The organism is Novosphingobium acidiphilum DSM 19966 (assembly GCF_000429005.1).
Classification (GTDB): domain Bacteria; phylum Pseudomonadota; class Alphaproteobacteria; order Sphingomonadales; family Sphingomonadaceae; genus Novosphingobium; species Novosphingobium acidiphilum.
Window position 1 is genome coordinate 42,690 of the sequence record NZ_AUBA01000003.1, and the last position, 22,071, is coordinate 64,760.

At 65.6% G+C, this 22,071-nt stretch carries 18 protein-coding genes; 12 read left to right on the top strand and 6 right to left on the bottom strand.

What is annotated here, in order from left to right:
• Positions 1–2 precede the first annotated feature (2 nt).
• A complete protein-coding gene (locus G404_RS0102960; protein ID WP_028639768.1) occupies positions 3–1,298 on the top strand; it encodes a hypothetical protein in 1,296 nt (431 codons plus the stop codon).
• A gap of 7 nt (positions 1,299–1,305) precedes the next feature.
• Here the strand turns inward: G404_RS0102960 and G404_RS0102965 are convergent, their stop codons facing one another.
• On the bottom strand, positions 1,306–2,892 hold the full coding sequence (locus G404_RS0102965; protein WP_028639769.1) for a tetratricopeptide repeat protein: 1,587 nt from the start codon (positions 2,890–2,892) through the stop codon (positions 1,306–1,308).
• A gap of 334 nt (positions 2,893–3,226) precedes the next feature.
• On the opposite strand from G404_RS0102965, the gene G404_RS0102970 reads away from it, so the two are divergent.
• The 5 genes from G404_RS0102970 to G404_RS0102990 all read left to right on the top strand — a co-directional run bounded on the left by G404_RS0102970 (position 3,227) and on the right by G404_RS0102990 (position 9,859).
• The gene (locus G404_RS0102970; protein ID WP_028639770.1) at positions 3,227–3,802 is read left to right on the top strand and encodes a PEP-CTERM sorting domain-containing protein; all 576 of its coding nucleotides are present in this window, start codon (positions 3,227–3,229) and stop codon (positions 3,800–3,802) included.
• A 332-nt stretch (positions 3,803–4,134) separates the two neighbouring features.
• On the top strand, positions 4,135–6,669 hold the full coding sequence (locus G404_RS17860; protein WP_036520186.1) for a DegT/DnrJ/EryC1/StrS family aminotransferase: 2,535 nt from the start codon (positions 4,135–4,137) through the stop codon (positions 6,667–6,669).
• A complete protein-coding gene (locus tag G404_RS17865; RefSeq protein WP_051280080.1) occupies positions 6,666–7,742 on the top strand; it encodes a glycosyltransferase family 2 protein in 1,077 nt (358 codons plus the stop codon). Before G404_RS17860 ends, G404_RS17865 begins: the two co-directional genes overlap by 4 nt.
• Positions 7,739–9,232 (top strand): oligosaccharide flippase family protein, encoded by a 1,494-nt coding sequence (locus tag G404_RS0102985; protein WP_051280148.1) that lies wholly within the window; start codon positions 7,739–7,741, stop codon positions 9,230–9,232. The genes G404_RS17865 and G404_RS0102985 overlap by 4 nt, the downstream gene beginning before the upstream one ends.
• A 72-nt stretch (positions 9,233–9,304) precedes the next feature.
• Positions 9,305–9,859, top strand: a complete 555-nt coding sequence (locus tag G404_RS0102990) for a peroxiredoxin (RefSeq protein ID WP_211230722.1) — start codon at positions 9,305–9,307, stop codon at positions 9,857–9,859.
• Positions 9,860–9,866: 7 nt separating this feature from the next.
• Here the strand turns inward: G404_RS0102990 and G404_RS0102995 are convergent, their stop codons facing one another.
• From G404_RS0102995 to G404_RS0103010, 4 genes are read right to left on the bottom strand one after another with little or no spacing between them, the layout of a single operon-like run.
• Positions 9,867–10,532: a DUF6134 family protein gene (locus G404_RS0102995; RefSeq protein WP_028639773.1), complete on the bottom strand. Its 666-nt coding sequence runs from the start codon at positions 10,530–10,532 to the stop codon at positions 9,867–9,869.
• Positions 10,529–11,755, bottom strand: a complete 1,227-nt coding sequence (locus G404_RS0103000; RefSeq protein ID WP_211230723.1) for an SAM-dependent methyltransferase — start codon at positions 11,753–11,755, stop codon at positions 10,529–10,531. Before G404_RS0103000 ends, G404_RS0102995 begins: the two co-directional genes overlap by 4 nt.
• Entirely contained in the window at positions 11,752–12,543 is a 792-nt protein-coding gene (locus G404_RS0103005) for a DUF1365 domain-containing protein (protein ID WP_028639775.1), read from the bottom strand. The genes G404_RS0103000 and G404_RS0103005 overlap by 4 nt, the downstream gene beginning before the upstream one ends.
• Positions 12,543–13,895 carry an NAD(P)/FAD-dependent oxidoreductase gene (locus tag G404_RS0103010; RefSeq protein ID WP_028639776.1) on the bottom strand — a complete coding sequence of 451 codons (1,353 nt, stop codon included), beginning with the start codon at positions 13,893–13,895 and terminating at the stop codon, positions 12,543–12,545. The genes G404_RS0103005 and G404_RS0103010 overlap by 1 nt, the downstream gene beginning before the upstream one ends.
• Before the next feature lie 115 nt (positions 13,896–14,010).
• Between G404_RS0103010 and G404_RS0103015 the strand changes: the two genes are divergently transcribed.
• From G404_RS0103015 to G404_RS0103030, 4 genes are all read left to right on the top strand, one after another.
• Positions 14,011–14,820 carry a DUF1295 domain-containing protein gene (locus tag G404_RS0103015; RefSeq protein WP_028639777.1) on the top strand — a complete coding sequence of 270 codons (810 nt, stop codon included), beginning with the start codon at positions 14,011–14,013 and terminating at the stop codon, positions 14,818–14,820.
• Positions 14,817–15,854 carry an SAM-dependent methyltransferase gene (locus G404_RS0103020; protein ID WP_036520189.1) on the top strand — a complete coding sequence of 346 codons (1,038 nt, stop codon included), beginning with the start codon at positions 14,817–14,819 and terminating at the stop codon, positions 15,852–15,854. The genes G404_RS0103015 and G404_RS0103020 overlap by 4 nt, the downstream gene beginning before the upstream one ends.
• 10 nt (positions 15,855–15,864) lie before the next feature.
• Positions 15,865–16,320, top strand: a complete 456-nt coding sequence (gene cynS, locus G404_RS0103025) for a cyanase (RefSeq protein WP_245584363.1) — start codon at positions 15,865–15,867, stop codon at positions 16,318–16,320.
• Between the two features lie 380 nt (positions 16,321–16,700).
• Positions 16,701–17,333, top strand: a complete 633-nt coding sequence (locus G404_RS0103030; protein WP_028639780.1) for a tyrosine-type recombinase/integrase — start codon at positions 16,701–16,703, stop codon at positions 17,331–17,333.
• A gap of 1,064 nt (positions 17,334–18,397) precedes the next feature.
• Here G404_RS0103030 and G404_RS0103040 read toward each other — a convergent pair.
• On the bottom strand, positions 18,398–19,312 hold the full coding sequence (locus tag G404_RS0103040) for a LysR family transcriptional regulator (protein WP_028639782.1): 915 nt from the start codon (positions 19,310–19,312) through the stop codon (positions 18,398–18,400).
• Positions 19,313–19,422: 110 nt separating this feature from the next.
• On the opposite strand from G404_RS0103040, the gene G404_RS0103045 reads away from it, so the two are divergent.
• Both G404_RS0103045 and G404_RS0103050 read left to right on the top strand, forming a co-directional pair.
• Positions 19,423–20,910, top strand: a complete 1,488-nt coding sequence (locus tag G404_RS0103045; RefSeq protein WP_036520192.1) for an FAD-linked oxidase C-terminal domain-containing protein — start codon at positions 19,423–19,425, stop codon at positions 20,908–20,910.
• Positions 20,910–22,070 (top strand): FAD-binding protein, encoded by a 1,161-nt coding sequence (locus tag G404_RS0103050; protein ID WP_051280082.1) that lies wholly within the window; start codon positions 20,910–20,912, stop codon positions 22,068–22,070. The genes G404_RS0103045 and G404_RS0103050 overlap by 1 nt, the downstream gene beginning before the upstream one ends.
• Position 22,071 lies beyond the last annotated feature (1 nt).

The following is a 22,071-nucleotide window of genomic DNA, read 5'->3' on the forward strand; positions in this document are numbered from 1 at the left end:
CCATGGCCAGACACCGCGCCCTTTTTCCGATCGTGTTCGGTGCATGGGCCATCGCCTGGACCGGCCCTGTCCATGCGGCCGCGTTGATCCTGCCCTATGGCGATCTCGATGCCGCCGATACCACCGTGACTGCGGGGTCGGACACGGCGCCGCCGGTGCGCGGCGCGGTCGTGCGTGCCATCATCGATAACGGCAGGATGCCTGCCGGCAACCCGATCGCCGTGGCGGCCAACGCCAATGCTGCCAATTTCGCCGAAACCGCCCTGGCGAGCAGCGACAGTGTGCCGCCGCCCGCCGCCCACGGTGCCAGGCCGCTGCTCGGCTATGGCAATCTCGATACGCTTGATGAACCGCTGGCGTTCGCGGTGGGCCAGGCGACTGTGGTGGTCAGCGGGGTCGCGGACCTGGCCTGGCAGCACAATTTTCAACGCGCCTATGTCGTGTCGGGCGATGATCCCGGATTTGCCGCCAATGGCCAGGTCGATATTTCGCAGCGGCTGGCCAATCGCTGGACGCTGGGCGCGGTCTATTTTGCGCAGTTCACCAGCGGGCCCGGCCTCTACAATTCGGTCTGCGCCGCCTATTGCAACACCTATTCGGGCGGGCACCCGTATTTCAACGATGCGGTGACCGGCTATGTGCGGTCGAGCTGGGGCACGCTGTTTGTGGGCCAGGTCGGCAATCTGGTGCGCAACGATACGCGGCGTCGCCCCGGCTATGGCGAAACGGTGCTGGGGTATGATGATTTCCTGGGTCAGCTGTCGCGCTGGGGCGGCGGCTATCAGGTGCGGTTCGGCCCGGTCAACACCTCGGCAGTGGTTGATCAGAATGGCGATTTCGAACTTGGCGGGGTCTATCATCGCCCGATATTCGATCATGACTGGCGCTTTTCGGCGCGGTTTCGCGAGAGTGAAGTCCAGCTTGCCGACCGACTGGGCACCTTGCACTCCGATGCAGCCGGTGTGGTCGGCGATCTGACCTATGGCAGCTCGATCTACGATCTGGGGCTTGGTTACGAGACGATGACCGGGCGCGGGCTTGATCTGCACCGCTGGTTCGTGTCGAGCGGTGCGCGGACCAAGATCGGCACGCTTGGCCTGTCAGCCGAGGGGCATTACGGGCAGATCGACGGTTCACCCGAAGTGGCGGGATCGGTCGGCGTGCTCTATGCCATGGCGCGAGGGCTCTCGGCCAATCTGGGGCTGAATTACAGCGATGCCAATGTCGTGCGCAACGGCATCACCGTGCTGGTGCCCAACACCAAGAGCGTGACCGGTTCGGTCAGATACAGCTTCTGAAGGTCTGTCAGCCGGGCGATCGCACAGCCAGCAGATGCGCGCGGATCGTCGGGTTGCCGGGCTGCATGGTGGCGGCCCGGGCCAGCACCGACGCCGCTTCGGCATTGGCGCCGCCGGCCTTGAACAGCGCCCAGCCCAGCGTATCGAGCACGGTGGGGTCGTTGGGCGCCAGGGCTGCGGCCTGCCGGGCCAGCGCGACCGCGCCATTGGCATCGCCCAGATTGATTTTGACATAGGCGTCATTGTTCAGCAGCACGACGCGATTGCCCTGCATCGTGCCGAGCAGCCGGGTGTAGATCGCATCGGCACGGTGCCAGTCGGCCGCGTTGATCGCGTCATTGGCGGCGGCCAGGTCGCGATGGTCATCGTGGGCGAGCGCATTGGCACGCGCGGCATATGTGGGCGCGGCAGGATCGTGGTTGGCAGCGGCCAGGGCGGCCGCCAGTTGCAAGGGTGCCTGTGCGGCATTGGCTTCGTCGGCGAGCGGTTTGAGCGCCTGCCAGGCGCGCACCTTGTCGCCCTGCCTGGTCAGCATGACGGCCAGCGCCAGCCGGGCGCGGCTGTCCTGCCCGCCGTGTGCCAGGTAATTCGTCAACTGCTCGATCGCGATATCACGCCGGTCGAGCTGGGCATTGATCAGGCCCTTGAGCATGCGCAAGGGCGCATTGGCCGCGCCCACGTCGTCGACGTGCGCAAGAATCCGGTCGGCTTCGTCGGCGTGACCGGCTGCCAGCGCCAGTTCCGCCGCAAACGACGCCGTTGCCGGATCGCTGCTGCCTGTGCGACGCGCCAGATCGACCCAGTGCTGTTCGGCCGCCATATCGCCGGCATCGCGCGCAATGCTGGCGAGCGCAAGCAGCGCACCGTGGTGATCGGGACGCAGATCGTGGACATGGCTGAAAATCCGCTTGGCATCGGCCATCCGGCGCTCTGCCATGGCCAGGCGCCCGGCAAAGATCAGCACTTCGATGGTGTCGGGATCGCTTTTCAGCAAGCGCGCGGCAATCGCATCTGCCCGATCGGTCTGGCCCAGCGTTTGCGCACGGATGCCGTCGAGCACTTGCAGATCGACCGCCTGGGGAAACGCCTTGAGCCCTGCATCGAGCACTTCGATGGCATGGCGATATTCGCCCGCCGCCGACAGCACGCGCACTTCGACCGCGCACGAAACGGGGTCGGACAAATAGGCGTTGCCCAGCGTATGCAATGCGCCGGGCAGGTTGTTGAGCGCCAGCTGCGCCTTTGCCAGCAGGGGCCGCACCTGGTCGGTATAGACCGGCGGCCTGGCCATCGCGTCGCGCTGTGCCAGTTTTTCCAACAGGCCCGCCGCGCGTTGCGCATCCCCTTGTTCAAGAGCGACTTTACCCGCCAGGAACAGCACGCGGTTGTCCTGCTGCTCGGTCTGCAGCGTCTGTGCCAGGATCGTATCGGCGGTGCGATAATCGTTGCGCGCGACGGCATCGGCCGCCGCCTGATATCCGGCCTGCGGTGCGTGTTGTGTCGAACAGGCCGCAGTCAGCCCCAGCACCACGGTTGCGCATGCCGATCGGAACCTGTTGCGGGCATGATGGCGGTGATGAAGATGGCCGGTCATGGATTGCGACATAACTGCCATTCGTTACAGAAGTGCAAATCTGCAACACCACACCCGTTGCCGGGCCGATCCGCAGATGCCGCGATTGCCACGGCACAGTTCTGTGCAACCTTTTTAAGTATTTTCACAGAAATGAAACAGAATCGAATTTGGCCTGGCATCGTTTTTCCGATCACATGACCCGGGTTCTGCCTGGCCGGCGGCGTCGACCGCACGCCAATGTGCGAATTTGAGACAGCATGGCAAGGTTAACGCCATTGCAGTTGTTTCCCGATTCAGGCTATCCGATGGCTAACAAAGGATTCAGCAAATCACCAGGTTCGGAGCCCGTTCAATGAGCAATCTTTATCGCATGCTGTGGGTCGGCGCTGCTGCTGCCTGTGCATTTGCCGCCGGTTCGAACGCCTATGCCGATGTGTATAGCTACACCGAAAGCGGCAGCCCGGGTCTGACCATTGCCAATGTCGGCCCGGCCCCCGGTCAGGCACCGTTCAGCGCCACGTTGACGGTGGATACGGCAACGGGCAACGGCTCGCTGGTTGGCAACGATGTCAATGTCAGTTTCAATGGCAATTTTTCGAGCTTTACCGGCGGCGCGATGCCGATGGACATGTACAACGTCACGATCCTGCCGGGCAGCACGATCAGCTATCAGGGCAATACCTATACGCTCGATCAGACCGGCCACCAGGACATGGTGACGTTCATGGGCACATCGATCAATCTTTGGGGTGAATGGCTGGCCCCATCGTGTCCTTCGTGTCAGATGCTGGGTGACGTTGTCGGCAATATCTCCAGTTCTTCCAGCTCGGGCGGTACTGCCGTGCCCGAACCCGGCATGATCGGGTTGATGGGTCTGGGCGTGATCGGCCTGGTGTTCCGTCGCCGCATTGCCACCGCGACCGCCTGACCACAGATCGCCTTCGCGATTGCCGATGGCATCCGCCATCGCCATGCGCCCGGCCACCGATCAGCGGTGGCCGGGCGTTTCGGTATGACCGGCGCGTGATTCGCAATCGGCCAAGGCTGGCATTGCCGCCTGCTGAGCCGCGCGGCGACGCCGCGTTTGGCAATCTTTCCCGCAAGGGGTGTACTTTATCCGGACAGTCCGGTCTGGAATCTTTGAAATCAAACCGAATTTAACCATCGTAAGGATCAAAACCGCAACATCACGACGGTTAACCTGACAGACCGGTGTTAGTTTGGCAGCGTGCCAACCCCGATCTGCAGGTCCTTGCCACGATGGTCCATCTACCCCTGATCCAACCCAATCCAGCGCGTCTGAGCACGATGGGCAATGCCCTGCGCGCAATCGAGACGCGCCAGATCTACAGCAACGGCGGCCCGGTCGTGCGCCAGTTCGAACGCGATGTGACCGATCGGCTGTTTGGCGGACGCGGCGCATGCCTGGCGGTGTCGAACGCCACCGCTGGCCTGATGCTGGCGCTGCGCCACGGCATCGGCGATCGTGCCAACCGCGGCTATTTTGCCTGTGTGCCGGCGCTGACCTTTGCCGCCACGGCGCAGGCGGCGGTGTGGGCCGGGCTGATCCCGCTGATCCACGATATCGATGCCCAGACCTGGGCCAGCGACCCCGCCATCGAAGAGGCGCTGCTGCGCCGCCATGCCGGGCGCATCGCCGCGCTTGTACCTTATGCCACATTCGGGCGCAGCCTCGATCTCGAACGCTATCAATGGCTGGCGCGCCGTCACGATGTGACCGTGGTCATCGATGCTGCCGCCTCGCTGGGTTCGATCGATGGCAGGGGCATGAATTTCGGCGCGGGCGCGTCGCTGGCGGTGGTCTATTCGATGCACGCCACCAAGACCTTTGCCACCGCCGAAGGCGGGCTGGTGCATAGCGGCGATACCGCGCTGATCGACACGTTGCGGCGGATGGCCAATTTCGGATTCGGCGATGCGCGCAGCGCCGACATGCCCGGCCTGAATGCGAAATTGTCCGAAGTGTCGGGGCTGCTCGCGGGGGCCAAGCTGAACGAAATCGACACGGTTGCCGCACACCGTGCGGCGCTGGGTGCATGCTATCGTGCGCAACTGCCCGAATTCGCGATCCAGGCGGCAGACGGCGGCCGGCAATGTTTCCAGTTCTGGTCGCTGCTGCTGCCCGAACATCTCGCCTCGCAGCGCGCGCGGATCATCGCGATGCTGGCCGAACTGGGCGTGGGCGCGGGTACCTATTTCAGCCCGCATCTGGGACAACAGCCGTTTTTCCGGCGCACCGCGCAGATCGAGGCGACGCCGGTTGCCGATGATGTCGCGCGGCGGATCGTGTCGCTGCCGATCACCGATGCGATGACTGCGGCCGATGTGCGGTTGGTGGCCGCAGCCTTGCGCCATGTGATTGCTGCGCTGGCAGGCACGGCGGATGCGGTTGCGCGGCCGCGCCGGCCGGTTCATTCGACACTGGTGATCGGTGGGGGGCCTGCGGGTACCGCGCTGCTGACGGCGGCGGCCAAGCAGGGGCGGCTGGGCGCACTCGCCGCCGGCGGTCTGGCCGTGGTCGAACGCGCGGCCACGCTGGGGGCGGGCCGATTGGGCGACTATGCGATCCGTTCGGACACCACCGCGGAAACCTTTCTGAGCGCAATCAAGGACAATCCCGAGGCGCGCCTGGCGGCGCTGGCCGACCATCCGGCGGCAACGGCAATGGCGCAGCATGTCGGCGCATTGGGCGCGCCGTTGACAGTGGCGGGCGATCTGCTGGCGGTAACGGGGCAGCGCCTGGCCGATATCGTGACCGACCACGGCGGTGCGGTGCTGACCGGCCACGATGCGATTGCCGCGCGCCAGACGCCCGAGGGGCTGTGGGCGACAACGGTGAAGCCGCATCATGGCGATGCCTATGACGTGGTGTCGCGCCACATCGTGCTGGCAACCGGCGGGCAGATGCGCGCGCCCGATGTGGCGCAGGCGCCGATTGCGGGCAGCACGCTGGGCGATCTGGCCGGTGATCGCCTGGTGATTGCCGACGATGTCATGCGCAGCGGCGGGCTGGAGGCGATGGTGCAGCGGCTGAACGGGGTGCGTGCGCCGCGCATTGCCATCATCGGCGGATCGACCACTGCGCTGGCGACCGTGGTGCGGCTGTTGAAGGCCGGGGCCGAATTGCCGCTGGGCGCGGATGCGATTACGGTCATGCACCGTCGCCCGTTGCGACCGTTCTATCATTCGGCCCAGGCGGCCCGCGACGACGGGTTTACCGATTTCACCGATGCCGACATCTGCCCGGTCAGCGGGTTTGTCTATCGCCTGGCCGGGTTCCGGCTGGAATCGCGCGAATTGCTGTTGCGCGCGCTGGCTATCGGCGGGCGGGTGCCCGATCCGCGTCTGGCGCTGTTCCGGCTCGATCTGCACGATGATGCGGCCGCGCGCGCGCAGATCGCCCGCGCCGATCTGGTGATCGGGGCCACCGGATACCGCCCGCGCGCCTTGCCGCTGTTCGACGCCCGGGGCGCGCCGATCGTGCTGGCCAGCGATGGCGATGTGCCGGGGCCGATGGTCGATCGCCATTGCCGGATCATGGCCGCCGATGGTGCGGTGGTGCCGGGCGCGTTCGGCATCGGTCTGGCCGCCGGGTTCGTGCCGTGGGGGCGGCTGGGGGGGGAGCCCAGCTTTCGCGGCAAGGCCAACGGGCTGTGGCTGTGGCAGAACGATGTCGGCCAGATGATCGTCGACCAGGTGCTGGATGACCAGGTAATGGATGACCGGGCGATCGATTTGGCCGCGCCACGCAAGTTGCGCCGGGCTGCGGCATGACGGCGACGCCTGTGCCCCTGATCAGCGTGGTCATGGCCGCGTACAATGGCGCGGGGCTGATCGAGGACACCATTGCCAGCGTGCTGGCACAGGATTGCCCCGATTTCGAACTGGTGGTGGTCGATGACGCATCGACCGACGACACGCTGGCGCGGCTGCAGGCGTTGGCTGATCCGCGCATCCGCGTGATTGCCGCGCCTGTCAACGGCGGGCCGGTGGTCGCCCGCAACATCGCCTTTGCCGCCGCGCGCGGCCGCTATATCGTCGGGCTTGATCAGGACGATCTGTGCCACCCGCAGCGTTTTTCCATCCAGGCCGCCTGGCTGGATGCCCATCCCGATGCGGTGCTGGTAGCAAGCGCGGTCGATCTGCTGGAATCGGACAAAATCCGGCCGCCGCGCGCGCCGGTGCGCACCACGCCTGCGCTGATTGCCTGGCGGATGCAGTTCGGCAATCCGCTGGTCTGGTCATCGGTGATGTTTCGCGCCGATGCAGCGCGCAGGCTCGATGTGTTCGAACGCACCTGTCGGCTTTATGCCGAAGATTTCGATTTCTACCATCGCCTGGCAAAGCTGGGCATGCTGGCGCGGATCGATCAGCCGCTGCTGACCTATCGCATTCATCCGGGCGGGGCATCGCAGCGGTTCACCCGGCGCATGGATCAAAGCGCCGGGGCGGTTCTGGCCGCCATGCACGGGCAGCACTTCGGCGCCGATGCGGACGCGGTGGCGCGGCTGATGCTTGTCCATTTTACCGGTGGAGCGGCGGTGCCGGATGTGCCGACGCTTGACCGCCTTGGCCGCATTCTGGAACAGGTCGATCACGCATTCCGCGCCGCCCGCGCGCTGACGCCCGATGACAGCGCGCTGATCACCACCGAATTTGGCCGGATGTGGTGGCGCATGGCCGACGCCAGCGTGCGCGCGGGCATGGTGTCGCTTGACGATGCCGTGCGTGCGCGGCCCGCAGGCGTGCCGGCACGCCATCCGTCGGCCCGCCGTGCGCTGGGATCGGTGGCAATCGGTCGTGCGCGCGCGACCCTGGCGCGATGGACAACGGGCCGCGTGCGATGACCGCCGGCCAGGCGTCATCCCGGTCCGCCAGCATGGGCGTGCGCGGTGCCGCGGTCTGGGCCATGGCCGGGCAATACCTGGGTTTTGCCATCCAGTTTGTCAGTTCGGTGGTGATATCGCGGTGGTTTCTGGGCCCGGCGGATCTGGGGCTGTTCTCGATCGCGATGGCGCTGGCGCTGGTGATCGCGGTGATCCAGGATTTCGGCATGGCGCGCCATGTGGCCGCCCTGCCGCAACTGACGCGCGATGACCTGTCGCGCAGCAGCACGGTTGCCGTGGTGTTCGCGCTGGCGCTGGCCAGCGTGATCGCGCTGGTCGCGGTGCCGGCGGCGCATGTCTATCATCAGCCGGGCCTCGTCCCGATCCTGCTGATCATCGCGGGCAGCTACCTGTGCATGCCGTTGACGGTGATGCCGCTGGCGGTGCTCAGCCGCACGATGGGGTTTCACGGCCATTTCGTGGTCAGTCTTGGTGGCGCGGTAACGCAGGGTGGGGTGGCAATCGCGCTGGCTGCGTGGGGCTGGGGCGCCGCGTCGCTGGCCTGGGCCACGCTGGCAAGCGCGGTGGTACGCGCGATCATCGCGCAGATCATGCGGCCGACGGCACTGTGGCCGCTGCGCTTTGACGGGATCGCGCCGATACTGGGTTCGGGATCGCGGCTCAGCCTGATTACGGTGACAGGGGCGCTTGGCAGCCGGATGCCCGATATGGTGGTGGGGCGGTTTCTGTCGCTGGGTGCGGTCGGGCTGTTCAGCCGCGCGGTCGGGCTGTCGGACCAGTTTCGCATGCTGATCGCCGGCGCCATCGGGCAGGTGTTCTTTCCCGCCTTTGCCCGCATTCGCGACCGGGGTGAGCCTTTGGGGCCGGCCTATCTGCGTGTGGTCGCGGGTTATACCGCGGTGCTTTGGCCGGGCATGGCGGGCCTTGCGCTGGCAGCGCGGCCGATCGTGCGGCTGCTGTATGGTCCGGCCTGGGCGGGGGTTGCGCCGGTGCTGGGGATGGTGGCCCTGCTGGAAATCGTGCTGTGCGCGATGCCGCTGCATTGCGATCTGCCGGTGCTGATGGGGCGCAGCGGGCAACTGATCGTGCGCAATGTGATCGATACACTGGCATCGGTCGTGCTGTTGTGGGCGGGGTGTCACTGGGGTCTGAACGGGGCCGGTGCCTCGCGCCTGGTCTATGGCGTGGTCTGGGTGCTGCTCTATGCGCGGTTGATGGACCAGGTTGTCGGGTTTGATCGCCGTGCGTTGGCCATGATCTATGGCAAAAGCGCGCTGGCCAGCCTGGCTGCGCTGGCGCCGCTGGGGTTGGTCTATGGCCTGTGGCTGGGGCCCGATGCGGTGGGTGCGGGCGCGCTGGCGGGTGCTGCGGTGCTGGGCGGGATGCTGTGGCTGATCGTGCTGCGGATGACCGCGCACCCGGCGTTCGTCGACATCGCGGGGCTGGTGCAGCATGTCTGCGCGCGCCCCCTGCGGCGCATCATGGCGTGATCGACCCCTGCGGACAGCTTGCATCCACTGGCAAGGTATGGGCGTATTGTCCCTATCAAAGGAGATATGTCCATGGCCCTGACCTTTCGCCATTTCGCGCCGCTGATCGCGCTGGCTTCGGTAACCGTTGCGACCACCCCGGTCTTTGCCGCGCTGCCGATCGGGGCCAGCGCGCCGCCGGTCATCACGCAGGCCGTGATCGCGGGCAAACCTTTTGAGTTCCGCCTGCAGGACGCGCTGAAAAAGGGGCCGGTCGTGCTCTATTTCTTCCCTGCCGCGTTCACCAGCGGCTGCACGATCGAGGCGCACGACTTTTCCGACGCCACCGCGCAATTTGCCGCCGCGGGCGCGACCGTGATCGGCCTGGCGCACGATCCGATCGACAAGCTGGGCAAGTTTTCGGTGACCGAATGCCGCAACAAGTTTGCGGTGGGTGTGGCCAGCACCGCGATCATCGATGCCTATCGCGTCAAGATGCCGCTGTTTTCGATGTCGGACCGCACCAGCTTTGTCATCGCGCCCGACGGCAAGATCATCCTGGCCTATAGCGCGCTCAGCCCCAATGGCCACGTGACCAGGACGCTGGACGCGGTCAGGGCCTGGCGCAAGGCGCACCCCGCGCGTTGAGCGCGGGTCAGGCGCGGCGCGCGTAGCGGACTTCGGCGCCGCCCTTGACGAAACTCAGACCCGCCCAGTTCAGCGCGTCGTCATACCACAAGTCCAGCGTGACCGGGCCGGACAGCGCATAGCGATGCACCCGCAGGCGGCCGGCATTGGCGGTTTCGACCAGGGCCGGCGCTTCGGGCGTGACGCGCGGGTGGATCAGTTCGCCTGACTGCGTGTTGATCCAGGGTCCGTCGAGTTCGCGGTGGTTCCAGTGGGTTGCGGGCAGGGCATCGGCCGGCGCGGTATAGGGCGCGGCACGATCGGCCTGGATCACCAGACCGGTGTTTTCGCGCCTGCCGGTTACGTGGTGGGCGGTGCCGTTGTCGTCGGTCCGCGTGGAAAGCTCGGCAACCTGGCCATTGGCCCAGCGTTCCTGCGCATGGTGGTTGTAGCGATACAGCGTGATCGGCCCGACGCGGAACGCGATGTCGACGGCCACGTCGACCACAAAGCCATCGGGGCGGGGTTGAAACACCAGTTCGTGCGTGCCCAGCTGACGCGATCCGCGCCACACGTCAAACCGCAGCTGGCGCAAAGCGGGCATCGTCTGCACTGCGGCGCGCGCCACGTCGGGCAGCATCAGCGCCAGGGCACCGCCCAGCCCCCCGCCCAGCACGGCGCGCCGCGCGATCATGCCGGTTTTTCCAGCACGTAGAGCCCGACATCGATTTGCCCGGTGGCAAAGCCTGCCTCGCAATAGCACAAGTAGTACGTCCACATCCGGCAGAACTGGTCGTCAAACCCGTGCGCGGCCATGCCGTCGCGCGCGGCATCGAACCGGCGCCGCCATTCGGCCAGCGTGGCGGCATAGGCCGGGGCAAACTGTTCCTCGTGGGTCAGCGCCAGGCCCGCGCCGCGCGCCTGGCTGGCCATGATGCTGCGCGTGGGCAGCATGCCGCCGGGAAACACATAGTGCTGGATAAAATCGGGCGCCTGCCGGTAATGTGCAAACCTGTCTTCGGCGATGGTGATCACCTGCAACACCGCGCGACCGCCGGGCGCCAGCCGATCGTGGATCTGGCGGAAATAGGTCGGCCACCACGCCTCGCCCACCGCTTCGAGCATCTCGATCGACACGATCGCGTCGTAAGTGCCGGCCTCTTCGCGATAATCGCGCAATTGCAGATCGACCTGTCCGGTCAGGCCTGCATGCGCCATCCGTTCTTGCGCAAAGGCCAGCTGTTCCTGCGACAGCGTCAGGCCGGTCACATGCGCGCCACCACGCGCCAGATGCGCCGCCAACGCGCCCCAGCCACAGCCTATTTCCAGCACCTTTGCCCCGGGCGCTGCGCCCACCAGTTGCGCGATGCGATCCAGCTTGTGCGCCTGCGCCGCCTCCAGCGTCTGGCCATTCGCAAAGGCCAGCGCAGAGGAATAGGTCATGCTTTGGTCCAGCCAGGGCCGGTAGAAATCGTTGCCCAGATCATAGTGAAAGGCGATGTTGCGTTTGCTGCCGCGCATGCTGTTGCTGCGCAGGGCATGGACCATCCGGCGCAACACGCGGACCGGCAGACCGCCGTCCATCACCGAGTCCAGCCCCGACAGGTTGACCGCGCCCAGCGCGATCAGCCGCACCAGATCGGTGCTGGTCCAGTCGCCTGCGATATAGCCTTCGGCAAAGCCCAGATCGCCGCGCCACAACAGGCGGCGCAAGCCGCGCCAGGTGTGCAGGCTAAGCTGGCCATGCGGTCCGGGCTGGGTGCCGTGGTGATGGATTTCGCGCCCGTCGGGCAGGACCAGCGACAGGCTGCCTTTGTCCAGTTGCGCCAGCCAGCGGCGCACGCCGCGCATGATCGGGCCACCGCGCAGCGGATAGGATGCGCCCGTCTCGCGCGTCAGCGATGCAGAAGAACTCAAGAGATCGTGCCTTTCGAAAGCGACGGGGAAAAGGTTACCGGCTCAGGCGGCGCGGTGCCGGGATGATGGTGCACCGGCACCCGTTTCAGCCACAGGCGCAGCGCTTCCCAACCGATGCCGATGACGACCTTGATCGTCAGCAACGGGTGGGTCACCGCGGCACGCAGCAGCGCTGCGTCGGTCAGTTCGGTACGGTCGGCCTTGTGCACGGCAAACAGCACCGGGCCTTGCGCATCAGATGCGGTGATCGCCACGGCCAACCGGTCTGCGGGCGGCTTTACCCGAAACGCATAGGTCATCGCCATCGGCAGGAACGGCGAAACGTGGAACCGCTTGGTCACGTCCTGCTGCACATCCTCGCCTGCGGCGGCAGACGCCGGCAGCAGATAGCTGTGGCGTTCGCCAAAGGTGTTGTTGACCTCGTAGATGATCGCCGACAGCGCCCCGGCACGATCGTGGCAAAACCACATCGACAGCGGATTGAAGGCAAATCCGAACAGCCGCGGCATGGTCAGCAACCGGATTGCCCCGCCATGCGGCAGGCCCGCCTCGGCCATCAGCGCATCGATCTGCGCGCGCAAGGGCCGGGTGCTGCCATCGCCATGGTCGCGGTCATAAAATGCCATCAGGTTGAACCGCCCGCGCGAAAACAGCCGCAGGCGTCCGGCCAGATCGTCGATTTCATCCAGATCAAGCAGCAGCGAAAACAGGCGATAGCGCAGCCGGTGCACGCGCGGGCGCAGCCGATGGTGCATGACGTGCCCCACATACAGCGCCGACGCCGCCATCAGGCCGCCTTCGCCGGGATCGCGGGCCGCGTGATCTGGATCCGCCCGGATTCGTCGGCGACCTGCCAGGGGCGGCGCACACCGCCGATATCTTCGGCCACGGCCAGCCCCGCTTGCAATCCGTCCTCGTGAAACCCTGCGCCGAAATGCGCGCCGCAAAACCACGTGCGGCGGCGGCCCTGCAAATCCCACAACTGGCCCTGGGCGCGGCCTGCTGGCATGTCGAACACCGGGTGATCATAGGCGATCGTGGCGTGCACTTTGGCCGGATCGGGCATGTGCAGCGGGTTCAACGTGACAAACAGCGGCAGATCGTCGGGCAGCCAGGTTTGCAGCCGGTTCATCCAGTAGGTTACCGACAGCGACGGATCGGACGTATCGCCGATGCTGGCATAGTTCCACGCCGACCATACGCGCCTGCGCAGCGGCATCAGCGCGGTGTCTGAATGCAGCACGGCCAGATTGGGGCGATAGCCAAAGGCCCCCAGCACGCGGCGTTCATCGGCATCGGCATCGGCCAGCAGCGCCAGCGCGCGGTCGGCGTGGGTGGCCACGACCACCGCATCGAACCGCGCCGGGCCCGCATCGGTCTGCAATTCCACGCCATGGGGCAGGCGGCGGATCGACCGCACCGGGGTCGCGGTGTGGATCGCGTCGGCAAAGGGGGCCGACAGACGTTCGACATAGGCGCGGCTGCCGCCTTCGACGGTGCGCCACGCCGGGCGCGTGCCCAGATTGAGCAGGCCATGGTTTTCGCAAAAACGGATGAACGCGGCCGCCGGTTGATCGGGGATCATCGCCACCGGGGTCGACCAGATCGCCGCCGCCATCGGATAAAGGTGATCGTCGCGAAACGCGGTGCTCATCCCCAGCCGGTCCAGATAATCGCCCAGCGACACATCGTGCAGATCGGGCAGATCACGCGGCGCCTGGCGATAGAACCGCACCAGGTCGGACAGCATCCGCCAGAACCGGGGCGAGGCCAGATTGCGCTTTTGCGCAAACAGCCCGCCCAGATTACCCCCGGCATATTCCAGCCGGCCCTGGTCCAGCGAAACCGCAAAACCCATGTCGGTGGCCCGTGTCGCCACGCCCAGATGGTCAAACAGCGCGGTCAGGTTGGGATAGGTCGCCGTGTTGTAGACGATGAACCCGGTGTCGACCGGCCGGCCCTGCACCTCGACCGTGTTGCTGTGCCCGCCAATACGGTCGCTGGCTTCGAACACCTGCACATCATGATGACGGCTTAACAGCCAGGCCGCCGACAGGCCGGAAATGCCGCTGCCGATAACCGCAACCTTTTGCGCCGGGATTTGCGCGGGTCCTGGCGCCGGGTTATCACCGAGAGGCATCTGTCACGCTCCGCAAAATTGTTCATAACCGCACAATCGATACGCAGCGCAAGTCGTGCCGGATGCAATGACACCGTCCTGCATCCACTTTTCCCCCACATACGTAAGGTATGCCATGACACTGCCCTTGCTGACCTTGTACCTGTCCTTTGGGCTTTTTGTCGCAATGTCGTTTGCCTGGTGGCTGGCGCGACGACCCGGATCATCGGGCATGATGGATGTCGTGTGGTCCTATGCCACGGCGGCGGCGGGCGCGGCAGGCGCCATGGCCCCGGTGGCGGGTGCCGTTCCAGCGCGGCAGGTGCTGGTTGCGCTGCTGGCGCTGGCCTGGGGGGTTCGCCTTGGCACGCACATCTGGTGGCGCGGGCGCGGCGGGCACGATGATCCGCGCTATGCCGCGTTGCGCCGGTCGTGGGGCCAACACGCCGATCGGCGCCTGTTCCAGTTTGCCCAGATCCAGGCGGCGGCGGCGCTGGCGCTGGCGCTGGTGATCGTGGCGGCCGGGCGCGCGCCGGCACCCTTCGGGCAATGGACCGACTGGGCCGGGATCGGGCTGCTGATCGTGGCGGTGGCGGGCGAAGGCATCGCCGATGCACAACTGGCGGCCTATCGCGCGCGTCCGGAAAACCGTGGCGGGGTGTGCGATCGTGGGCTGTGGAGCCTGTCGCGCCATCCCAATTATTTCTTCGAATGGCTGGCCTGGCTGGCCTGGCCGGTGATTGCGATCGGCGCGGGTGCGTCCGATCCGGCGATGTGGATCACGCTGGCAGGTCCGGTGCTGATGTATGTGCTGCTGGTCCACGGATCGGGCATTCCCCCGCTCGAGGCGCATATGCTGCGCAGCCGGGGCGCCGCCTTTGCCGATACCCAGCGGCGCATTCGCGCCTTCTGGCCCATTCCGATCCTGGGAAAATCCGAACCATGACACTTGTCGAGGCACTTGTTCCTGCTGCGATCCGCGCGGTCGAAGCCACCCCCCTGCCCGATCGGGTAACCCGCGCCGGCATCCGTTATCTGGTTGGCACACGGCGGCGCAGCCTGGCGCGGGGGCCCGACACATCGGCACGGTTTGCGCGCGACATGGATGCCTTTGCCATTGCCGAACACACCGACGCGGCCAACGCGCAGCACTATGAACTGCCGCCCCGCTTTTTCGAACTGTCGCTGGGGGCGCGGCGCAAATATTCGTGTTGTCTGTATCCCACCGGCACCGAAATACTGGACCAGGCCGAGATCCTGGCGCTGCAAGAAACCGTGGCCCATGCCGATCTGGCCGATGGACAGCGCATTCTGGAACTGGGTTGCGGCTGGGGCTCGCTCAGCCTGTTCATGGCCGAACGGTTTCCCGGGGCGCGGATCACCGCGGTGTCCAATTCCGCGCCGCAACGCCGCCATATCGAGGCGCAGGCCGCGGCGCGCGGCCTGACCAATCTGACAGTGATCACCGCCGACATGAACACGTTCTGCCCGCAGGCGGTGTTCGACCGCGTGGTGTCGGTCGAAATGTTCGAACACATGTCCAACTGGCAGGCATTGCTGGCACGCGTGCGCTACTGGCTGGCCCCCGAAGGCCGGCTGTTTGTCCACGTCTTTACCCACAAGTCACAGCCCTATCGGTTTGACACCGCCGACCGCACCGACTGGATCGCGCAGCATTTCTTTACCGGCGGGATCATGCCCAGCCACGGCCTGATCGCGCAGTTTCCCGATCTGTTCCGGGTTGAGGCGCAATGGCGCTGGTCGGGCAAACATTATGCGCGCACCGCGCGCGACTGGCTGACGCTGTTCGATGCCAATCGCGCCGAAATCGACACGGTGCTGCACGAGGTCTATGGCGCGGATGCCGCGCGCTGGCGGCGGCGCTGGCGGTTGTTCTATCTTGCCACAGAGGGCCTGTTCGGCCACGCTGGCGGCAGCGAATGGGGGGTCAGCCATTATCGCCTGGCGCCTGCAATTTAGGATCTGGCCAATGACGATTGCGATGCGTGCCGAACTGACCGAAAAAATCGTGCGGACCAAGATCGAGCGCGATCTGACCTGGGCGGGCCTGGCCGCGCTCGCCAATGGCCTGTCCAAGGAATTCGTGACCGCCGCGCTGATGGGCCAGCAGGCCTTGCCCGCCGCGGCCGCACACGCGATCGGCGCCGAACTTGGCCTGACCGACTTCGAGATCAAGCTGCTGCAACAGGCGCCCTATCGCGGATCGCTGCCCGATGCGGTGCCGACCGACCCGCTGATCTATCGCTTTTACGAACTGGTCGCGGTCTATGGCACCACGTTCAAGGCGCTGATCCACGAGGAATTCGGCGACGGCATCATGAGCGCGATCGATTTCCGCATGGACCTGACCCGCGAACCCGACCCGGCCGGCGACCGCGTGGCCATCGCCATGTCGGGCAAGTTCCTGCCTTACAAACAATACTGAAGCGCCCGATAACGGCATGTGCGATCGTGCGAGGCCGCGCGAGCAAAATCCGGCTTGGCGTTGCCGGCAGCTTGGGTCCATGCGGAAATCGCAACCCGCCTGGCAGCAAACGCCCGCAGGCCAAGAAAAATCCCTCGCCGTCCCGGACGAAATCCGGGGCAAGGCTGCCTTCGGCAACGTGCGGGCGCAAATTGGCAGCTGGCAGGTTGCACCGAATTCCAGTCTTTGGGGTATCGGCAACTATGCGCCCCAATCTCGGTCATTAGCAGCGATGAACGCATTACCTGAAAGCGGCCATGCCGGATGCACCGCAGCGGTGTCGGCATTGCCGGTATGCTCCGTCCTTTCTCATTGGCCAATGACGGCCAAGGAGAATGACGATGACCTATTCGCACTTAGACCCGGCCATGCAAAACCGTGTGGCATGGAATGCTGGAAAAATGGTTGGCACGAAGCGCCCGCTCACGCAGAAGCAGATTTGGGCAATCCGCTTCTACCTCGACCGCGAGGAGCGGCTTCGCGATCGCGCGCTTTTCGACCTGGCGATCGACAGCAAGTTGCGTGGCTGCGATCTCGTGAAACTCAAGATCGGCGACCTTGTGGCTGGCCCTGATATCCGGACCCGAGCTATCGTAATCCAGCAGAAGACTGGTCGGCCAGTGCAATTCGAGCTGACAAGCGACGTTAGGGGCAGCCTTGCTTCATGGCTGAATCGTCGCGGTGGGACCGCCCACGATTTTGTGTTCCCGAGTCGTCTGGATCGTTGCCGACCGATGAGCACTCGCCAATATGCCCGGCTCGTGGACGAGTGGGTCACGGCCATCGGTTTGCGGCGCGAGGACTATGGCACGCATTCGATGCGCCGCACCAAGGCAGCGATGATCTATCGGGCGACGGGCAACCTGCGCGCGGTGCAAATCCTGCTCGGCCACACCAAGATCGAGAACACTGTCCGCTATCTGGGTGTCGACATAGAGGACGCACTCATCCTCGCCGAGCGCACCGAAATTTGACGATCAATGCGGCTGTCGGGCTTCACCCGATGGCCGCACATGGAGAAAGCCGAAAGCCGTGCAATCGGCAAAAATTGGAGGTTTGCGGACTGGCAGGTTTATGGTTTCGACTTTGCAATGGCCGCCGTTCGAAAACGCGATGAGCGTTCGGCCGCTAACAACCAGACCCGGTCATTCAGATCAGCTACCGCCAACGGTTGCTCCTGCCGGAGTCGGCCAATGGGCCGCCCCGAAGCAGATTTGCCTACAATAAGCCGCGCACGAGTAACCCAATGGATATCGCAAACAACGCTGTGATCGCAAAAAAGTATAGCGCCTTGTGCTTTGGGCCGCGCCAAATCCGACTCTCGCCGTCTATCATGATGAGCTCCGCCAGGGCATCCGCAGCATAATTATAACGGCAGGCTGGATTTCTGCAATTGGGGCGTTAGCTGAATGTCGGGTCTTGGCCAAAATCAAGCCGAAGTCGCTGGTCAGCAGTCAGGGAACGACCGCAGGCGTCGCTATGTCGGAAAGTGGAGGTTTGCGGACTGGCAGGTTTATGGTTTCGACTTTGCAATGGCCGCCGTTCGAAAACGCGATGAGCGTTCGGCCGCTAACAACCAGACCCGGTCATTCAGATCAGCTACCGCCAACGGTTGCTCCTGCCGGAGTCGGCCAATGGGCCGCCCCGAAGCAGATTTGCCTACAATAAGCCGCGCACGAGTAACCCAATGGATATCGCAAACAACGCTGTGATCGCAAAAAAGTATAGCGCCTTGTGCTTTGGGCCGCGCCAAATCCGACTCTCGCCGTCTATCATGATGAGCTCCGCCAGGGCATCCGCAGCATAATTATAACGGCAGGCTGGATTTCTGCAATTGGGGCGCAACTCGCAGGACAGCTTTTTTCCGATCGCTGCGAATTCCTGCCCTTCAGGTGTCGGCCCAATCTCCGTCATGGAATTGATCGAATGAAAGGGCAGGTTTCGCCCATTCCCTGGCGTTCGGTGCTTGCGTAAAACCTATGCGGTGCTGCGGCTTCCTGTGCGGAACTTGGGCATGCTGGCTGAGCCTCTGCGCCTTTCAGGACGAGGGCTCAATCGGCCGTTCCCACGGCGGGATTGGCTGATACAGGGCGCGCAGGTGGTCGATGAACGCGGTCACGCGGCGGGGTTGGGCGGGGCTGCGCAGATGGACGGCGTGGATGTGCACATCGGGCAGGCCCTGGTGGCTGTTCAGCACTTGCACCAGCCGGCCGCTGGCCAGATCGGCGGTTACATCCCACAACGATCGCAGCGCGATGCCAAGGCCGGTCAGCGCCAGTTCGCGCACGACTTCGCTCGAATTGGTCTGCACCGCCGATTTCACGTCGAATGTCACGCGGCCCTCGGGCCCCGCCAGGCGCCAGGGTGACTGGCCCTGGGCGGCCAGCAATTTGTGATGGTGCAGATCGCGCAGGCTTTGTGGCGCGCCGTGGTGCGCGAGATAGGCGGGTGCTGCGCACAGGATGCGGCGATTGGGGGCCAGCACGGTGGAATGCAGCGCAGCGGGCACGGTGCCGGCGATCCGCACCGCCACATCGATCCCGTCGGCCAGCACATCGACAAAGCTGTCGGCCAGATCGAGCGTGAATTCGATCTGCGGATGCACATCCAGAAACGGTTTGAGATAGGGCGCGATGTGCATCCGGCCAAACGACGTGGGTGCCGAAACCCGCAACGGGCCCGACAGGGTCTGCGTCGTGCCCGCGGCCCGCGCCTCTGCGCTGTGGATCGCGTTCAGGATGGCCACGGCATCATCGCGAAATTGCTGCCCTGCGGCGGTCAGGGCGATGCGCCGGGTCGATCGGTTGATCAGCCTGGTGCCCAGCCGCGCCTCAAGCCGGGCCAGGCGCTTTGACGCCATCGGTGGCGATATGCCCAGCCGCGCGGCGGCTGCGGAAATGCTGCCCAGTTCGGCGATGCGGGCAAACAGATCATAGTCGATCGCGTCGGTCATTCGTTCTTTTCAAGAAAGAGTGAATGTTATTTTTTCCCGCTACCGAGTGGTCCCGCGCTTGTCTAGTACCGTGCACGGGCTTTGCGTGTCGGGCCTTCGGAGACTGTGCCATGCTTGCCATGCCCCCCGTCGATCACCAGGTCGTGGCCCGCCGCGCCGCGATCGCGCGGGCCTTGCGGGCCATCGTGCCCGATGGCGTGATCGATGATCCCGATGCGCTGCGCGTTTACGAATCCGACGGGCTGACCGCCTATCGCCAGCCGCCGTTGCTGACCGTGCTGCCGCAGACCACCGCGCAAGTGGCGCAGATCCTGCGCTGGTGCCACCAACAGGGCATCAAGGTCGTGCCGCGCGGATCGGGCACATCGCTGTCGGGCGGGGCGCTGCCGCTGGCCGATGCGGTGCTGCTGGGCATGGGGCGGTTCAACCGCATTCTGTCGATCGATTATCAGGATCGTATCGTGGTGACCCAGCCCGGGGTCACCAACCTGGCGATCACGCGCGCGGTCGAGGATGCAGGATTTTATTACGCGCCCGATCCGTCGAGCCAGATCGCCTGTTCGATCGGTGGCAATGTCGCGGAAAATTCAGGCGGTGTGCACTGCCTGAAATACGGCCTGACCACCAACAACGTGCTGGGCGTGGAAATGGTCCTGATCGACGGCGAAGTGGTGCGGCTGGGCGGGGCCACGTTCGAGGCGGCGGGGCTTGATCTGCTGGGCCTGGTGGTCGGGTCCGAAGGGCTGCTGGGCGTGGTGACCGAGGTGACCGTGGCGATCCTGCCGCGCCCCGAAACCGCGCGCGCGCTGCTGATCGGGTTTGCCGGGGTTGAGGCGGCGGGCCAGGCGGTGGCGGCCATCATTGCCGCAGGGATCATTCCGGCGGGCATGGAAATGATGGACAAGGCGGCAACGCACGCGGCCGAGGCGTTTGTGCACGCCGGCTATCCGCTTGATGCCGAGGCGCTGCTGATCATCGAACTCGACGGGCCGCAGGCCGAATGCGATCACCTGATCGATGCGGTGCGCGCGATCACCCAGGGCTTTGGCTGCACCAGCTGCCGCATATCGGAAACCGAGGCCGACCGGCTGAATTTCTGGGCCGGGCGCAAGGCGGCGTTTCCGGCCGTGGGGCGCCTGTCGCCCGATTATTATTGCATGGATGGCACGATCCCGCGCCGCCAGCTGGCGCACGTGCTGCGGCGGATGGCCGATCTGTCGGCGCAATACGGGCTGGGCGTGGCCAATGTGTTTCACGCCGGCGACGGCAATCTGCACCCGCTGATCATGTATGACGCCAATATTGCGGGCCAGCTGGAACAGGCCGAAGCGTTTGGCGCGGATATCCTGCGGCTGTGTGTCGAAGTGGGCGGCGTGCTGACCGGTGAACACGGCGTGGGCGTGGAAAAGCGCGATCTGATGCCCGCAATGTTCACCGATGGCGAACTGGCGCAACAGCGCAGCCTGAAGGCCGCGTTCGATCCCGATGGCCTGCTCAACCCGGGCAAAGTGTTTCCGCTGCTGCACCGCTGTGCCGAACAGGGCCGGGTGCACGTGCATCACGGCCAGACCGCCTTTCCCGATCTGCCGAGGTTTTGATGGCGTCTGTCACCATGGCCTGCCCGCGCGATGCTGCGGACCTTGTCGCGCTGGTCGCGGCCGCGCGCGCCGGCGCGACCCGGCTGGCGCTGTGCGGCGGGGGCAGCAAGGCTGCGTTCGGGGCGGTGCCGACCGGTCCGGTGACGCGGGTCGACATGCGCGGCTTTGCAGGGATCGTCGATTATGATCCGGCCGAACTGGTGCTGACCGTGCGCCCCGGCACGCCGCTGGCCGAGGTGGAAACGCTGCTTGCCGCACACGGGCAGATGCTGGCGTTCGAACCGTTCGATCATGGCCCGATCCACGGATGTGCCGGGGGCGCGGCGACGATCGGCGGGGTGATCGCAGCGGGCGTGGCCGGATCGCGCCGCCTGTCGCGCGGGCAGGCGCGCGATCACCTGCTGGGGTTTGCGGCGGTGTCCGGGCGGGGCGAAGCGTTTGTCGCAGGCGCCAGGGTTACCAAGAATGTCACCGGCTACGATCTGCCCAAGATCGCCTGCGGCAGCTGGGGGCGGATGTTCGCGCTGACCGAACTGCACGTAAAGACGCTGCCGCGCGCCGAAATGCAGCAGACGCTGGTGATCGACGGGCTGAACCCCGCCGCGGCGGTCCTGGCGATGAGCAGGGCGCTGGGTTCGCAAGGCGCGGTTGCGGCCGCGGCGCACGATCCGATCGCGCGCCGGACCGCGCTGCGGCTGGAGGGGTTTGCCGCGTCGGTGGCGGCGCGGCGCGCGCTGCTCGAAGGCCTGCTGGCTGATACCGGAGTGTTGGGTGCGCTGGATGCGGATGCGGCCACGGCCTTCTGGCAGGGCTTTCGCGATCTGGCCGCGCTGGCCGATGCGCCGCTGTTGTGGCGCGTGATCGTGCCCGCGGGCCATGCGCCCGGCCTGATCGAGGCGCTGGAATTGACCGGCGCGCGCTGGCTGATGGATTGGGCGGGCGGGCTGTTGTGGGTTGGCACGCGGGCCGATGGCGCGCTGCGGTCGTTGGTCGAGGCGGCGGGCGGTCATGCCGATCTGGTGCGCGCCGATGCCGCCACGCGCGGCCGGATCCCCGCGCGCCATCCCCAGGCCCCTGCGGTGGCGGCGCTTGAGGCCCGGGTGCGGCGCGCGTTTGATCCCGATGGCGTGTTCGAAACCGGCCGGTTCGGGGATTCATAAG

What these genes read in the sequence shown, in the direction of transcription:
- G404_RS0102995 (WP_028639773.1), bottom strand. Translation starts at nt 10,532, where the DNA reads ATGATCGCGCGGCGCGCCGTGCTGGGCGGGGGGCTGGGCGGTGCCCTG.
- G404_RS0103020 (WP_036520189.1), top strand. Translation starts at nt 14,817, where the DNA reads ATGACACTTGTCGAGGCACTTGTTCCTGCTGCGATCCGCGCGGTCGAA.
- G404_RS0102960 (WP_028639768.1), top strand. Translation starts at nt 3, where the DNA reads ATGGCCAGACACCGCGCCCTTTTTCCGATCGTGTTCGGTGCATGGGCC.
- G404_RS0102965 (WP_028639769.1), bottom strand. Translation starts at nt 2,892, where the DNA reads ATGACCGGCCATCTTCATCACCGCCATCATGCCCGCAACAGGTTCCGA.
- G404_RS0103010 (WP_028639776.1), bottom strand. Translation starts at nt 13,895, where the DNA reads ATGCCTCTCGGTGATAACCCGGCGCCAGGACCCGCGCAAATCCCGGCG.
- G404_RS17860 (WP_036520186.1), top strand. Translation starts at nt 4,135, where the DNA reads ATGGTCCATCTACCCCTGATCCAACCCAATCCAGCGCGTCTGAGCACG.
- G404_RS0103030 (WP_028639780.1), top strand. Translation starts at nt 16,701, where the DNA reads ATGACCTATTCGCACTTAGACCCGGCCATGCAAAACCGTGTGGCATGG.
- G404_RS17865 (WP_051280080.1), top strand. Translation starts at nt 6,666, where the DNA reads ATGACGGCGACGCCTGTGCCCCTGATCAGCGTGGTCATGGCCGCGTAC.
- G404_RS0103015 (WP_028639777.1), top strand. Translation starts at nt 14,011, where the DNA reads ATGACACTGCCCTTGCTGACCTTGTACCTGTCCTTTGGGCTTTTTGTC.
- cynS (WP_245584363.1), top strand. Translation starts at nt 15,865, where the DNA reads ATGACGATTGCGATGCGTGCCGAACTGACCGAAAAAATCGTGCGGACC.
- G404_RS0103040 (WP_028639782.1), bottom strand. Translation starts at nt 19,312, where the DNA reads ATGACCGACGCGATCGACTATGATCTGTTTGCCCGCATCGCCGAACTG.
- G404_RS0102970 (WP_028639770.1), top strand. Translation starts at nt 3,227, where the DNA reads ATGAGCAATCTTTATCGCATGCTGTGGGTCGGCGCTGCTGCTGCCTGT.
- G404_RS0103005 (WP_028639775.1), bottom strand. Translation starts at nt 12,543, where the DNA reads ATGGCGGCGTCGGCGCTGTATGTGGGGCACGTCATGCACCATCGGCTG.
- G404_RS0103045 (WP_036520192.1), top strand. Translation starts at nt 19,423, where the DNA reads ATGCTTGCCATGCCCCCCGTCGATCACCAGGTCGTGGCCCGCCGCGCC.
- G404_RS0103050 (WP_051280082.1), top strand. Translation starts at nt 20,910, where the DNA reads ATGGCGTCTGTCACCATGGCCTGCCCGCGCGATGCTGCGGACCTTGTC.
- G404_RS0102985 (WP_051280148.1), top strand. Translation starts at nt 7,739, where the DNA reads ATGACCGCCGGCCAGGCGTCATCCCGGTCCGCCAGCATGGGCGTGCGC.
- G404_RS0102990 (WP_211230722.1), top strand. Translation starts at nt 9,305, where the DNA reads ATGGCCCTGACCTTTCGCCATTTCGCGCCGCTGATCGCGCTGGCTTCG.